General features: G+C 51.0%; 13 protein-coding genes. 4 read left to right on the forward strand and 9 right to left on the reverse strand.

Annotation, left to right across the window (positions count from 1 at the left end; all coding sequences use genetic code 11):
- The first annotated feature begins 10 nt into the window (after positions 1-10).
- The gene (locus BZG76_RS06605) at positions 11-571 is read left to right on the forward strand and encodes a DUF2062 domain-containing protein (RefSeq protein ID WP_021022813.1); all 561 of its coding nucleotides are present in this window, start codon (positions 11-13) and stop codon (positions 569-571) included.
- A gap of 265 nt (positions 572-836) precedes the next feature.
- Here BZG76_RS06605 and lolE read toward each other — a convergent pair whose 3' ends face one another.
- Genes lolE through BZG76_RS06620 form a run of 3 tightly spaced genes read right to left on the reverse strand, consistent with a single transcriptional unit; the run spans position 837 to position 3,941 of the window.
- The gene (gene lolE, locus BZG76_RS06610) at positions 837-2,078 is read right to left on the reverse strand and encodes a lipoprotein-releasing ABC transporter permease subunit LolE (RefSeq protein ID WP_025744329.1); all 1,242 of its coding nucleotides are present in this window, start codon (positions 2,076-2,078) and stop codon (positions 837-839) included.
- Positions 2,072-2,761 carry a lipoprotein-releasing ABC transporter ATP-binding protein LolD gene (gene lolD, locus BZG76_RS06615; protein ID WP_021022815.1) on the reverse strand — a complete coding sequence of 230 codons (690 nt, stop codon included), beginning with the start codon at positions 2,759-2,761 and terminating at the stop codon, positions 2,072-2,074. The genes lolE and lolD overlap by 7 nt, the downstream gene beginning before the upstream one ends.
- Positions 2,754-3,941 carry a lipoprotein-releasing ABC transporter permease subunit gene (locus BZG76_RS06620; RefSeq protein WP_077460629.1) on the reverse strand — a complete coding sequence of 396 codons (1,188 nt, stop codon included), beginning with the start codon at positions 3,939-3,941 and terminating at the stop codon, positions 2,754-2,756. Before BZG76_RS06620 ends, lolD begins: the two co-directional genes overlap by 8 nt.
- A gap of 195 nt (positions 3,942-4,136) precedes the next feature.
- On the opposite strand from BZG76_RS06620, the gene BZG76_RS06625 reads away from it, so the two are divergent.
- The 3 genes from BZG76_RS06625 to BZG76_RS06635 all read left to right on the forward strand — a co-directional run bounded on the left by BZG76_RS06625 (position 4,137) and on the right by BZG76_RS06635 (position 9,136).
- Entirely contained in the window at positions 4,137-4,730 is a 594-nt protein-coding gene (locus BZG76_RS06625; RefSeq protein ID WP_077460630.1) for a hypothetical protein, read from the forward strand.
- A gap of 4 nt (positions 4,731-4,734) precedes the next feature.
- Positions 4,735-8,199 carry a transcription-repair coupling factor gene (gene mfd / locus BZG76_RS06630; RefSeq protein ID WP_077460631.1) on the forward strand — a complete coding sequence of 1,155 codons (3,465 nt, stop codon included), beginning with the start codon at positions 4,735-4,737 and terminating at the stop codon, positions 8,197-8,199.
- Between the two features lie 64 nt (positions 8,200-8,263).
- A complete protein-coding gene (locus BZG76_RS06635) occupies positions 8,264-9,136 on the forward strand; it encodes a peptidoglycan binding protein CsiV (RefSeq protein ID WP_077460632.1) in 873 nt (290 codons plus the stop codon).
- Positions 9,137-9,251: 115 nt separating this feature from the next.
- Here the strand turns inward: BZG76_RS06635 and BZG76_RS06640 are convergent, their stop codons facing one another.
- The 6 genes from BZG76_RS06640 to BZG76_RS06665 form a co-directional block, all read right to left on the reverse strand.
- Complete coding sequence (locus BZG76_RS06640) at positions 9,252-10,556, reverse strand: DEAD/DEAH box helicase (protein WP_077460633.1); 1,305 nt, start codon at positions 10,554-10,556, stop codon at positions 9,252-9,254.
- Positions 10,557-10,813: 257 nt separating this feature from the next.
- Complete coding sequence (locus BZG76_RS06645) at positions 10,814-12,103, reverse strand: NAD(P)/FAD-dependent oxidoreductase (protein WP_077460634.1); 1,290 nt, start codon at positions 12,101-12,103, stop codon at positions 10,814-10,816.
- A gap of 289 nt (positions 12,104-12,392) precedes the next feature.
- Positions 12,393-12,935, reverse strand: coding sequence for an alpha/beta hydrolase YcfP (gene ycfP / locus BZG76_RS06650; protein ID WP_077460635.1), 543 nt, complete (start codon positions 12,933-12,935; stop codon positions 12,393-12,395).
- A 106-nt stretch (positions 12,936-13,041) separates the two neighbouring features.
- A complete protein-coding gene (locus BZG76_RS06655; RefSeq protein WP_077460636.1) occupies positions 13,042-13,896 on the reverse strand; it encodes a DUF6279 family lipoprotein in 855 nt (284 codons plus the stop codon).
- 67 nt (positions 13,897-13,963) lie between these two features.
- On the reverse strand, positions 13,964-14,821 hold the full coding sequence (locus tag BZG76_RS06660; RefSeq protein ID WP_077460637.1) for a phosphotransferase: 858 nt from the start codon (positions 14,819-14,821) through the stop codon (positions 13,964-13,966).
- Positions 14,808-15,398, reverse strand: a complete 591-nt coding sequence (locus tag BZG76_RS06665) for a hypothetical protein (protein WP_158009984.1) — start codon at positions 15,396-15,398, stop codon at positions 14,808-14,810. Before BZG76_RS06665 ends, BZG76_RS06660 begins: the two co-directional genes overlap by 14 nt.
- Positions 15,399-15,402 lie beyond the last annotated feature (4 nt).

Below are 15,402 nucleotides of genomic sequence, written 5' to 3' on the forward strand. Positions count from 1 at the left end.
GTAAACAGGTATGCCCAAGAAGTTTTTTCAACGCTATATGCCAAAGCGGGAGGCGTTGCGCGACAATAAGGCGCTACGCGTATTTGGTAGCCTGTTGCAGGATCCCAATCTGTGGTGCCTTAACCGGCGCTCGGCATCAGGGGCCTTTGCGGTGGGGCTGTTTATGGCATTTGTCCCGCTTCCTAGCCAAATGATCATGGCCGCTGGCCTGGCCATTATGTTCGGCGTGAATCTGCCACTGGCCGTGGCTTTGGTGTGGGTAAGCAATCCAATCACCATGCCGGTGATGTTTTATCTCGCTTACAAACTCGGGACCTGGATGCTTAATACGGCACCTATCCCCTTTCACTTTGAGCTTTCATGGCATTACCTTGCCGAGCAAATGAGCCATATTGGCCCACCTTTTTTATTAGGGTGTATCACTAGCGGGCTCGTCTTCGCGGTGATTGGTTATTTCAGTGTGCGCGGTATTTGGCGCTACTCGGTGGTGAGAAGCTGGCAAAAGCGCAAACTTCGCTTGCCTAAGAAAATCAAACAAGTACTCCCAAAGCCGACCAAACCGTCATCTTAGTGCGCACGTAGCGTAGCGCTCGGTGCATCTTGCGCAAGAGTGAGCCCGAGAAGGTGCGAGTGAGATGGAATAGCTGTTGGTCGTTATACAATCGTTAACACCCTTGAGCGAGACAGATCAAAAAGAGCCCGTCGTAACGGGCTCTTTTTGTCGCTGTCTTTTATGCAGGCTATCTTGTATCAAGGCTATTTTGTATTAAAGCTATCTGGTTTTAGAGCTCTCTGGTATTCACGCTATCTGGTATTCACGCTATCTGGTATTCACGCTATTTGGCACTGAGCACTGCAGCGGGTTGAAGCTGGCAAGCACGACGTGCTGGGTACCAAGCCGCCAGCAAGCTCAGAAGTATCGCCGTGATACTAACAAGTACTACGTCTGTGGCATGTAACTCACTGGGGAGAAAGTTGACAAAATACACATCACCTGACAAAAAACGATGCCCGACCCAAGCCTCAATCTGAGACAAGATCGCGGTGAGATGACTGGCAATCGCCACGCCCAACACACTGCCAATTGCGCTGCCTAACGCCCCAGAGAACAATCCGTACCAGATAAATATGCGTCGAATCAGGCGATCATTCGCGCCCATTGTGCGTAAAATCGCAATGTCCGCAGCTCTATCTTTTACCGACATCATCAAGGTTGACACCACATTAAAACACGCCACGCCAATCACCAGCACCATCACCAAATACATAATGGCTCTGACCAACTGGATATCGCGATATAAATACCCGAAATCGCCCGTCCAATCTTTTAAGTACACATAAGTAGATAAGGTTTGCCCTACTTCTTGTACGATTTTTCGCGCGTCGAGTACCGGCGAAACCTTAAGCGAGACGCCGGTCACCGCCTCATCCATTCCCATCAGAGCTTGGGCATCTTGGAGACGCATTAATGCCAGCGAATGGTCGATTTGTCCGCCTAACTGCAACAGGCCAGCAACCTGCATTCGCACCCGCTTCGGTGCCCGTAGGTTAAGGCTACTGTCTGTCGCCGGCACCATGACCGTGATCCAGTCACCCTTGCTAACACCGAGCTGAGAAGCAATGCCTTGCCCTAAGACAAGGCGAGACTGCCCCGCTGGCAAACTTTCCCATCCACCATCGATATAATCACCAATCCGGCTAACCGTGCGCTCTGAGGTGGGATCCACCGCGCGAATTTGTGCGGGCTGTAAGCGAGTGCCATGTTCCATCAATGCCGTAAGCTCGACATAAGGCGCCGCCGCTTCCACCTGTGGGTGCCGTTCACTTTGCGCTTGCACCTGTTGCCAGTTTTCAATCGGACCATTGACCCCAAACACCTGCCCATGAGGTACCACCGACAGCACGCGTTGATTCAACTCTCGCTCAAACCCGTTCATGGCCGATAAACCCACAATGATCACCATGACGCCCACCGCGATACCAATGACCGAGGAAAGAGAAATAAAGGAGACCAAGCGATTTCGCTGCCGAGCACGACTAAAGCGCCGGCCTATCGCCAAGGATAACGGTTTCATGATGCCTCCTGCACAACCAAGTGGCCATCTTGCATCATCACTTGGCGATCCAGTTTTGCTGCCAGCTCACTATCATGAGTGACCACTAAAAACGCCGTGCCATGTTTCGCATTCAGTTGTCGCATCAAATCGTAGATCTCTAACGCCGTGGCGTGATCCAAATTGCCTGTCGGTTCGTCGGCCAATACCAACTTCGGCTCATTGACTAAGGCACGTGCAATCGCCACACGTTGGCGCTCACCCCCCGATAACTCCGAGGGGCGATGCTTGAGTCGATGCCCAACCCCAACCGCGTTCAAGATCGCAGTGGCTTGTTTTGCTGCCGCTTTGTGACTAACTTTGTTGATCAGCAAAGGCATCATCACGTTTTCGAGCGCGGTGAAGTCGGCCAACAAATGATGAAACTGATAAACAAATCCTAAGGTTTGATTGCGCAGTGTCGCCTGTTGTGACGCAGACATCGCACTCACCAATGCATCCTCAATCCAAACATCGCCCTCGCTCGGCGCATCAAGCGTACCAAGCGTGTGCAATAGCGTACTTTTCCCCGAGCCGGATGACCCCACAATCGCCACCAGCTCGCCCGGGGCTATTGTCATTGACACCTGGTTTAACACACAGGTTGATTGCCCACCTTCTTGATAGGTTTTACTGACACGGTGGCAGGACAACAAAGATTTACTCATAACGCAGTGCCTCAGCAGGGTGAACAGATGCCGCTTTAAATGCAGGGAATAAGGTTGCCAACACGCTTAGCACAACGGCTAAGCCGAGTATCATGGCAACTTGAAACGGATTAACAACCACAGGCAACGCTAAGCCGTTACCCAATAGACTCACGCCGAATATCGCCATGATTTCGTTGATGTATGATGCAATCAATACACCAAGCACGCCCCCAATGGCAGCACCAACCAGACCACTTAAACTGCCTTGAGCGATAAAGACAGCCACAATGTCTCTATCTTTCATGCCCAGTGTTTTTAAAATCGCGACCTCGGATTGTTTTTCCATCACCACCATGATCAGCGCGGAAATGATGTTAAATGCCGCCACCACAATGATCAGACTCAGCATCAAACTCATCATGTTTTTTTCCATTTTCACCGCTTGAAAGAGCTCACCACGCCAACGTCGCCAATCGGTCCAGATGGCAGGATCGGCCTTGGGTTTAAGCTGGGTAATCGCAAATGGATCATCTAAAAATAACCGTAAGTCGTTCGCTTGGTTTGGGGAAATACCACTCAGTTTTGCGACATCTTCAATATTGGCCAGCATCAACTGGTTATCGACATCCGTGCCAGTATGAAAAATCCCACCTACGGTAAATAAACGTTGCGCAGGGATCCGACCGATGGGCGTAAAACGACTAGCACTGGTGACCATGACTCGGACCGAATCTCCGACCCGTAATTGCAACTCAGATGCCATCGCGCGCCCTATCATCACTTGATAGCGTCCCGGACGCAGTGCCGACATCTCACCTTGCAAAAGGTGGGACGCCAGCGGCTCTGTCGCCTTCGGATCAATCCCTTCAAGTAAACCGGCACTGAGGCCATTACGGCTTTGAATCACCGCATCGGTGGTTTTTATCGGCGCGGTATCGACCACATGCGGCCACTGCTCTATGGTCGATGGTGTCGATCCTAACTGGCCATTGGCGATAATCGCATGGGGCAACACCCCTAAAATACGGCCTTTGAGTTGGGCTTCAAATCCATTCATCACCGATGACACCGTAATCAACGCCAATACACCGATCGCGATCCCCGCGGTAGACATCGACGAGACAAAACGCCCAAAGCGGTCGGCTGAACGGCCACGCAAATAGCGCAGGCCAATAAACACCGACAAAGGTTGATACATAGCACACCTAGCTTATTGTTTTGATTCGCTGCAAGCATACCTGTCCAAGTCAGGCTCGCCAAGTTATCCGCCGCATTTAACCCCCTCTGGATGATACAAATCCATGCCTTTAGGGCGAGAAAGTATCGCTAACCTTTACCTCTCGGTAAGGGTGCGTGATAATCATGAATACAACAGCAATGTAAAGGCACAGTGATGAGCCAAGACGAATACTTCTCTGTGCGAGCGGCCATGCGGATAAATGTGGAGCCTCTCGCCGACAATCAACCGCAACCGGACGCGGATGGCTTCATCGCGGAGATCCCCGCGCCATTTCGCTTGGCGAGCCAATGCGGCCAGCTTGATGCTGACGTGGAAAAGGATTTACAGTCGATTGACCCTAATGACGCGTCAGCATTGTTCCGCATTTTGCAGACTCAAAACGAAAAGCTCACACTGATGATGGGCTACATGCTCAGCTATGAAGATCAGCCTTCTCACCGCTTTATCACCCATACCTTTGGGGCGAGTCGTTTTTCGTACCTGAGTCCATCGCCGTTAGCACTTGGGGTACATGCGCGCGTCAAGCTGTTCCTTGATCATCCACCCACAGCCATTTATTGCTACGGCGTGGTGACCGATTGCGAGCATCATCAAGAAGACGATGGCAATCAGCCTCACTATTTGATCCAAATCCAGTACACACGGTTATTGGAAGAAGACCAAGACACTCTCATTCGTGCCGCGTTGTATCATCAGCAAAAACTCTTAAAAAAACGCGCACGCGACCGAAAACAATCAAGCAGTTAAACTCATGACCCAACAACCGCTCTACGCTTTCACTCTGCCCACGGGCCCCGGCGACGTTAAACACCTTGGTAACCTAGCAGGGGCCGCGCTTCCGCTAGCGATTGCAACCTTAACCCAACAGCATGCGGGCCCGGTTTTTCTATTGGTCCCGGATAACCAAACCGCGGTGCGATTACAGCCGGCCATTCGCCAGTTCACCCAAGGTGAGTGCGATCTTTTTCCGGATTGGGAAACGCTGCCGTACGACAGTTTTTCGCCCCACCAAGACATTATCTCGGCACGCCTATCTTGMTTGTATCAACTGCCGCACCAGAAAACGGGAGTATTAATCGCACCAGCCAGTACGGCACTGCAACGCGTCACACCAAGACAGTTTTTGCACCAACATGCGTTAATGGTGAAAAAAGGCGATATTCTTTCGCTTGAAAAGCTGCGTGATCAACTCACCGATGCCGGCTACCGCCATGTTGATCAGGTGATGGAACATGGTGAATTCGCCAGCCGCGGCTCCATTCTTGATTTATTCCCAATGGGCAGTGACGAACCCTATCGCATTGACTTTTTTGATGATGAAGTCGATACCATTCGTCAATTTGATCCGGAAAACCAGCGCTCAACCGGCGAACTGACTCAGATCCAATTACTGCCGGCTCATGAGTTTCCTACCGATGATGCCGCCGTCGAATACTTTCGCGGCCGTTTTCGTGAACACTTTGAAGCGCGCCGAGAGCCTGAGTCGATTTATCAGCAAGTCAGCAAAAAAACCTGGCCAGCGGGGATCGAGTATTGGCTGCCGCTATTTTTCGAGCAAACCGAAACCTTGTTCGATTATTTGCCTGACAACACACTTATCTTATCGGTCGGCGATATCGATGCGGCGATCAGCCACTTTGAAGCAGATGTCGCCAACCGCTATGATCAACGCCGTGTTGATCCGCTGCGTCCACTGCTTCCTCCCGATGCACTATGGCTGAGCAAAGACACCCTGTTTTCGACACTCAAACAGTACCCTCGGCTTAAGCTTGAAAGTGACAGCGTCACAGAAAAAGCCGGACGCGAGAATCTGGATATCTCGCCACTGCCGTCACTGACCGTTAACCACCAAGCGAAAGAGCCGTTGGCCGCATTGCGTCAATTCAGCGAAGCGTATAGCGGTAAGGTGATTTTCTCGGTCGAATCGGAAGGTCGACGCGAAGCATTGTTGGATTTACTTAGCCAAGCGAAAATCCGCCCTATGGTCGCAGATGGCTTATCCGAAGCCCTATCACAACCCGGTCGTTTTGGTTTAATCATCGGTCCGGTAGACCAAGGCTTTATTGATAACCCGCGCCAATTTGCCCTAATCTGCGAAAGTGACATGTTCGGCGAGCGCGCCGTGCAACAACGCCGACGCGAAAAACGCAAACAAACCGTCAGTAATGATGCGGTGATCCGCAGCTTGGCAGAGCTCAAACCGGGACAAGCAGTGGTTCACCTTGAGCACGGTATTGGCCGCTATCAAGGTTTGCAGACCTTAGAGGCCGGCGGCTTAAAAACCGAATACATGACGCTCGAATACCAGCAAGGAGCCAAACTGTATGTGCCTGTCGGCGCATTGCATTTAATTAGCCGTTACTCTGGCGGAGCGGAAGACACCGCACCTATCCATAAATTAGGCGGCGAAGCGTGGGAAAAAGCCCGTCGCCGTGCGGCCGAAAAAGTCCGTGATGTCGCCGCAGAGCTTTTGGATGTCTATGCCAAACGCGAAACCAAGCCAGGCTTTACCTTTACTCACGACAAAGAGGCCTATCAAACATTTCGGGCCACCTTCCCGTTTGAAGAAACCGCAGATCAGTCCCAAGCGATTAATGCGGTGTTATCCGACATGTGCCGCCCGATCGCCATGGATCGCCTGGTCTGCGGCGATGTTGGCTTCGGCAAAACGGAAGTGGCAATGCGGGCGACGTTCCTCGCCGTAAACAACAGTAAGCAAGTTGCTGTATTAGTGCCAACCACCTTGCTCGCGCAACAGCACTTTGAAAACTTCCGCGATCGATTCGCTAACCTGCCAGTGCGGGTTGAAGTGCTCTCACGTTTTAAATCCGCCAAAGAGCAAAAAGCAATCATGGCCGATTGCGAAGCCGGCAAAGTCGACATACTGATCGGCACCCATAAGTTACTGCAATCCGATGTCAAAGTACGGGATTTAGGCTTACTGATTGTCGACGAAGAACACCGCTTTGGGGTACGTCAAAAAGAGAAAATCAAAGCCATGCGTGCCAATGTTGATATTCTCACGCTCACCGCCACACCGATTCCCCGGACACTCAATATGGCCATGAGTGGCATGCGTGATCTGTCGATTATTGCGACCCCGCCCTCACGACGCTTAGCGGTGAAGACTTTTGTCCGCGAGCGCGAAGACAACTTGATCAAAGAATCGCTCTTGCGCGAAATCATGCGCGGGGGGCAAGTGTACTTTTTGCACAACGATATCGAGACAATAGAAAAAACCGCAAATGAAATCAGTGACATGATCCCTGAAGCTCGCGTGACCGTGGCGCATGGGCAAATGCGCGAGCGTGAGCTAGAAAAAATCATGAGTGATTTCTATCACCAAAAGTACAATGTATTGGTGTGTACCACCATCATCGAAACCGGCATCGATATTCCCTCAGCCAACACCATTATTATTGATCGCGCCGATCACTTTGGCTTGGCGCAGCTTCATCAGTTGCGTGGCCGTGTTGGACGCTCACACCACCAAGCCTATGCGTATCTGCTCACGCCACATCCAAAACGCATGACCAAAGATGCGGTCAAACGACTCGACGCCATTGCCGCGTTGGAAGATTTGGGGGCCGGTTTTACTCTCGCGACGCAAGATTTGGAAATTCGTGGGGCGGGCGAGTTATTGGGCGATGAGCAGAGCGGCCAAATTCAATCGATTGGCTTTACCCTCTACATGGATATGTTAGAGCAAGCGGTTGAAGCCTTAAAAGAGGGCAAAGAGCCAAGCCTAGATGCACTGCTCAATGAACAGACCGACATTGAATTGCGGCTACCTGCCCTATTACCGGATGACTATATTCCGGACATTAATATGCGCCTATCGATGTATAAACGCATTGCCAGCGCCAAGTCCAACGACGACATGAACGAGCTGCAAGTCGAGCTGATTGACCGCTTTGGATTACTGCCTGATGCGGCGAAGAACCTCCTCCACATTCAGCAACTGAAAATACGTGCCGCGAGCCTAGGCGTGAAGAAGATCGAGGCCAGTGAACGGGGTGGCTTAGTGGAGTTTCATGAAAACGCGCAAATTGATCCCGGATTTTTAGTGGGACTGTTACAATCGCGCCCAGATAAGTTTAAGTTTGACGGGCCAACTAAGATCAAGTTTGTCGAAACGCTCACCGACCGACGCGAGCGGATGAACTTTATTGATGAGCTGTTGACTCAATTTTCGAGCCATCAGTTAGTCGCCTAGTGCGTCAACAAACCCAATGAAAGGCGGCTGACAACGTCGCCTTTCATTACCAATGGAGTAACCAGTGAGAAATCATCAACGTCCCGCGAAAGATTGGCGCTCAGCCGCAGGCCTAAAAGGACTTGTGGTGTTATTACTGTTGTCATTAAGCCAGCCCGTCTGGGCTAAACGGCTTTATGATGTCGAATTAATTGTTTTTAAGCGCAACCAAGATCCTGCAAGCGTAGAAGAAAACTGGCCATCGCAAGACAGCGAGAGCAGTGTGAGCCGCGGCGTGCCAGTCACCAATCAACGCGCGTTACAAGACGCCGGGTTAACGCCATTGTCACCTAACCAATGGCAACTTAACGATGCCTACAACAAATTAAAAAACCATGCAGGCTTTACGCCCATGGTTCATGTGGCATGGCGCCAAGATGACAGTGGTCGAGCGGCACTGCCTTTACTGCGAGTGATGGCAGGAAAAGACTATCGCGCAAGTTTTAATCCCGACGGCACGCCGATCAAAGCAACACCTGAGCCGAAGACCGCTGACGACCCTACCGATGGCTTAAGCCGCAAAGACTGGGACGAGCAAAGCGTCTCCGAGCCCGCGACACCGCAGGGATTGTATGAACTTGACGGCACACTACGTGTCTATGTTCAGCATTACTTATATGTCGAGGCCGATATGGTGTTACGCGAGCCGACTGAACGTCGCGCTTTAGTTGAAGACATCATTGATATGCCACTGCAACGCGCCGATGCTGCCGCGAATCAAAATAACGATGTGCAAGTGGCAGGGCTACAGAAAGTAGAAAAACAATACCATGTTGAACGCTACTTGCAGCCTTATGCGTTTACCCACAAACGCCGTATGCGCAGTGGTGAAACACATTATCTCGATAATCCAATGATGGGATTGATTATTCAGGTCCGCAAAGTCAATAACGGTTAATCGACAGTCGCTCATTGAAAGCCGTTTATTGAAAGCCGCTCATCAAAAAAATCGCATTAAAAAGCCGGCACATCAAGCCGGCTTTTTTAGTTTCATGCTCACAGCCCCAGTCAGACTATGAGGATGACGGTTTCGCACCCGGCTTGCCCGTATGGCGACGATTTTTACTCATCGGTTTATGCCCTCGTGCTTTTTCGCCCGAACGTTGGCCATCTTGATACTGCTTTGGCTTCTTCGGTTTTTTCGGCTTCAGTGGTCGCGTATCTAACCGCGACTCCGGCAGTGGATTCGCCACTGGGAAACCCTCAAGGCTAAGGCGCGGTAACACTTGCTTGGTTAGACGTTCAATCGCAAAGAGATCTTTAGCTTCGTCGGCACAGACGAGCGAAATCGCATGACCCACAGCGCCGGCCCGTCCGGTCCGTCCAATACGGTGAACATAATCTTCAGCGACATGGGGCAAATCAAAGTTAACCACTTGTGGTAATTGCGCAATATCGATGCCACGCGCGGCAATATCGGTCGCGACAAGCACACGGACATCACCGGTTTTGAATTGCTCCAGTGCTTTGGTACGTGCGCCTTGGCTTTTATTACCGTGAATCGCGGCAGCACTGACGCCATACTCATCTAAATAACGCGACAGACGATTGGCACCGTGCTTGGTTTTACTAAAGACCAACACTTGTTGCCAGTTGTTATCGGCAATTAACGATAAGAGCATCGGTGCTTTTTGCTTTTTATCAACAGGATAAATGCACTGTTCGACACTGGTCGCCGCTTGGTTAGCAGGGCTAACCGAAATCTCTACCGGGTTGTTGACCATGCCTTTGGCAAGTTGACGGATCTCATCCGAGAAGGTGGCTGAGAACAATAGATTCTGACGTTTCGTAGGCAAAGCGGCCAAAATCTTACGGATATCACGAATAAAGCCCATATCCAGCATGCGATCGGCTTCATCCAGCACCAACACTTCAAGTTGCGAAAAGTTGACGGCATTTTGGTTATACAGATCCAATAAACGACCCGGCGTTGCCACGAGGACGTCGGCCCCTTTACGCAATTTCATCATTTGCGGGTTTATCTTCACCCCACCATACACCACCAGCGAGGTCAGCGGCGTGTACTGACTGTATTGTTCAACGTTTTTATGAACTTGTGCGGCGAGTTCACGCGTTGGCGTTAAAATCAAAGTGCGAACGTGATTCGGGCGCGCACGTTTACCGGCTTGCAAACGTTCTAAAATCGGTAACGTAAACCCAGCGGTTTTACCGGTGCCGGTTTGCGCGGCAGCCATCACATCTTGGCCTTCAATTACTGCCGGAATCGCTTTAGCCTGAATCGGTGATGGGATGGTATAGCCTTGCTCTTGCACGGCTTTAAGGAGTGGTGCAGATAGTCCTAAAGAGGAGAAACTCATCAATTGATCTCAATAAATAAAAAAATGTCGCCACGTGTAGACACCCTACCCGTCGCTTAAGGGCATGAATATCAATATCGTTGTATGAGGAAAACTCGGCGTTCAGGAGGGTTGCTCTAGAAGTGATATCAATAATCTTGATTGCGGCGCCATTGTGACGACTTTCGCGCCATTGAGCAACAATTATCGCAAAAGCGCCATCTTCAAAAAGAAAACCGGGGACAGGCCCCGGTTTAGATTAGGCGCGTTATCCCACTTTAGTGCAGCTTCAAGCTTGGACGTAACACACGGTTAATGCGGCCGACTAACATCATCAAGCCGGTTTTTACATAGCCGTGCAACGCAATTTGATGCATGCGATACAGAGAAATATAAACCACACGCGCGATGCGCCCTTCGATCATCATTGAGCCTTTGGTCAGGTTCCCCATTAAGCTGCCAACCGTCGAGAAGCGGCTTAAGGAAACCAGCGAACCATGATCTTTAAACACATAAGGTTTAAGTTCACGCCCGTTCATTTTCGCAACAATATTGCTAAAGCACAGGCTCGCCATTTGATGGGCAGACTGCGCGCGCGGTGGCACTTTACTGCCATCTTCCTGCGTGCACGCCGCACAATCACCAATCACAAAAATATCGTCGTCACGGGTCGTTTGTAAGGTGTTCTTCACCTCAAGCTGATTAATGCGGTTGGTTTCTAAACCCGCAATATCTTTCAAGAAATCAGGCGCTTTAATCCCCGCAGCCCAAACCATAATGTCGGCATGGATACGTTCACCCGATTTGGTTTCTAGGCCATCTTCATCAGCTTTTACCACAAAGGTGTTGGTTTTTACTGTTACGCCGAGTTTTAATAACTCTTGATGCGCGGCACTAGAAATACGTGGCGGTAACGCCGGTAGGATTCGCTCGCCTGCTTCAACCAAGGTCACATTCAACTTAGAGTTCTCGAGGTCACGGAAACCATAGTTGCGCAGCTCTTTAATCGCATTATGCAGCTCAGCCGACAATTCAACGCCTGTCGCCCCCGCACCGACAATGGCAATATCAACACTGCCGTCACCGTGTTTCGCGTGCAGGCGCATAAACTCATTGTTCATTTCACGGCGGAAACGGTGTGCCTGTTTCGGGTTATCCAGGAAAATACAATTGTCACGCACGCCAGGGGTATTAAAGTCATTAGAGGTCGAGCCAATCGCCATCACTAAGGTGTCATATTCGAGCTCACGCTCGGGCATTAATAGCTCGTTATTCTCGTCATACATGGGCGCGAGGGTGATCACCTTACGTTCGCGATCAATATCCCACAATGTGCCCATTTGGAAATCAAACCCATGATTTTTAGCATGCGCGCGATAGCTTAATGCATCGACGCCTTCATCCATCGATCCCGTGGCCACCTCGTGCAGCAAGGGTTTCCATAAATGGCTACTGTTTTTATCGACGAGGGTGATTTCAGCACGGCGTTTGCGGCCTAACGTGCGGCCTAGCTTGGTCGCGAGCTCAAGCCCGCCTGCACCACCGCCGACAACGATAATTTTGGTCACTTCTACATCCTTACCTTAATTAAAAAACACTCGCTAGCCGCACGTATGCCACTAGCTAAAATCGGTCTTAAGTACGCCACTTTCTATTTGTTAGTGACTAACGACATAATCTGTATCCGTGCGTGTGGTTTATTGCTGTGTAGTTGGTCAGCACGCCCATCCATTTTGCCGTAAAATGGCGATCACTTCGACCCTTGTCTGTGCTTTATTTACGGATAAAATGTAGGAAAATAACACCAAGCGCGTACAACAATGGCGTAGCTATACGCTCGATACGGGAAAGTGACCATCAGGTAGACTTTTTAAAGTGCGCAATCGCTTGTAGATGCGTAGAAAGGTTTTTAAATTTATGGGTTTGCGCCTCATCCCAACGCACAGGATAGAAAGGTGAAAGCAGATGATAGCTACGTTGACTGTCTAGCACGTCGTCTTCACGTGATAGGATAACCAACACCCGCTGTTGGTTGCGCTGACGAAAATCAGTGACACATTTAGTTGCAATATCTTCGTACTCTTCAGGACGGTCGATTTTGCCCGGCATATTTTCCTGAGGGTGCAAGTTAGGGTTGATCAGAACCTGCTTTATCCCGCACAAAAATCCAATTCGCTCTGACCAATACCCGCCTAGCCCAACACCACATATCAATGGGTTAGGATCCTGGCTGGCTTCGATCTGCGTTTGCACCTGTTTAAGTAAGTGCTGCATATCATGTTTGGGGTGCAGGGTGCTGTAATTAATGGTGCGAACATCGTCGTCAACAAATTGAAGTTGAAGCACTTTTTCGTGGTTGCCTGGACTGGTGGCATCAAAGCCATGCAGATAGATGATCATAAGCGGTCCTTGCTGATTGCGCTAAGAATGTAATGGCCTTTATCAATAGCATAGCTGCTTACACGCAAAAATGAGCAAGATCACCCTAGCGAGGATCAGGGTATTTTTATCCAGCCATGCCTTGCAAACGCGACGCCCATTGCTCAAGTTCTTCTATCAAGTGCGTGCGTTGATCATCATCCAAGCTTTTATCGAACCTGAGTAACCAGTCAAGGCGCCGAGAGCGATAGATCGCCATGTCTGTCTGCGTATCACTACCACCGCGCCAGGCGACGAGGTCATCCACCCATTGACGCAGTTGACTATCCAAATCATCGCGTTGGCGTGTCTCAATCAGGTTAAATAGCCGCGCTTGCAACTGCTCACGTACCGTAATGAAGGTCGGCATCGCGCGTTGCTGGTAGTCCGCCATCTCAGCGTAGAATGGCGCTTGGCTGTCTGTGGTGTGTCCGACCCAACCCTCAGTGCGCTCCTCAAGCTCTTCTTGTTGCTCGGCTAGCCGTTCTTGCGGTGATTGCTGGTCACGGCGCGCTTGTGCCTCAGCAATTTCGTCTTTTAAAAATTGAGTCAATCGCTCAGCCTGACGATCATCCAGGCTTTGCAATAAACGCGTCGTCGCCGGGATCAGTGCATTGAGTGTGGCTTGTATCCGAGTTTTAAACCCAGCTTGATGATCGCGCAATTGGTCCCATGTTTGGCGTTCCGTACTTTGCGCGGCGATCAAGGTGAGCCGATCCGCTAACCGAGGCAACTCCTCCACGCGATGCCATTGCTGAACTGCATCGAGGTCCGCTTTTACTTGGTGCGATTGGGTGGCGGTCAGGTCGACAATATCGTCCAGGTAATAGTGAATCCAAAACGGCAACGTATTGTACGCAAGCTCCGTGGTACATCCCGCAAGCACCAACAGACAGCCCACAAGCCAGCCTGTTCGACACCGCCGTTTGCAATCCTTGACCATATTGTCTCCTTATCCTTATTCGCCTATGCGTCAGCTACGAGGGATTTATCCGAATGTAGCGGGCGGTCTACTCTGAAAGCTGTTGATACAGCACGTCCGCTGCTTGATTGTACGCAGGTAATCCATACAGATTCGCCCCCACCTCATACCAACATAGTGCTAAATAGTCGGTAAACGGCAACCAAGCGTTGACGCGTGCGAGGATAACATTCACCGATTTTAGTTGCTGAAGACCACAATAACGCGCCACCACAGTGTGTGGTAACCAGCCATTAGCACGACAAAAGAGCGCGATGTCAAGATAAGGATCACCGGCGCGGGCATACTCCCAATCAAGCACACACGGGTTACCATCCGGCTCGATCACCACATTGTAAGCGCCCAAGTCCATGTGACACACCGCCGATGGCTCATACGTTGGGAGCGGGCTGTGTGTGAGCACCTTATGTTTGAGCCGGTGTAAACGCGCTACCACACCATCAGGCAGTTGCTTTTCATAATGAGCGCATTGTGCCTCGACGGACGCGGTTTCCAGATCCGTCGGCAGTTGGTGAATACGGGATAAAAGTGGAATAAGGATCGATGCCTGATCGGTTTTTAGATTACAAAGCGGTTCGCCATCCACCCAAGGCACCAATAATCCTTCGCCGTTGTGGACAATCGGCTGACGCGCCAGCCCATGCTCAGCGGCCAAAGATTGCGCCTGAGCTTCACGCGCACGGTCAATGGCAAAAGCATTCGCCGCTCGACCATGGGGACGCCAAACACTGCGCCCCCCCTGTGAGTCGGTGAGTCGTAAACAGCGATTTGTCAGGCCCGCTGCCAACGGCTCGACACCGGTAACCTCGGTAGGGACACCATAATAGCGCGTCAGTGCGGTAGATAAGGTCTGCGCCAGAGCAGGAGACCATTCAACGGCTGACAAAGCGTTCTACATCCTGCCAAGCGATCACTCCTGACTGTAAGTCCATTAACTGCAAACTCAGCTGATAAGGGGCCTGACCAGTGATTTTACCGCTCAGTTGATACTGCGCACCCAGCATGCGGCCATATTGCATAATGGTCGCGGGATCCACCAGCACCTGATTCGCTGCCAACCCTAACGAGGCGCGGACCGCCTGTACTCTCGCTTCAGGAACAGGCGTTATCCGACCGGATTCGATTAAGCCCGCTTGCAACTGCGTTGAATACCTTGGGGTAGGAAAATAATCGCCACTGCTATTTTGGATCGGTTGGACCAAGGTCACCGGCGATACCTTTAAAGGCTCACTCGCCAATAAGGCTTCCACCGCAGCACGCATGGCGCGATCAATGCCGTTATGCACCTGCGAATCTGATAAACGTGCTGCGCGGTTGGTTTCTGACGGCGGGTTAACCGGCTGGTAGCGAGGCGCACACCCTGCGAGTAACAGCACGAGCGCGCCCACCATTAGTTGAGGCAAGCGCAACTTGCCCCATTTTTTCGTCCATCGGCGTGACCACTCAAGGTTCGCGGTTTTCATGGTT

The organism is Salinivibrio sp. AR647 (assembly GCF_001995415.1).
GTDB lineage: Bacteria > Pseudomonadota > Gammaproteobacteria > Enterobacterales > Vibrionaceae > Salinivibrio > Salinivibrio costicola.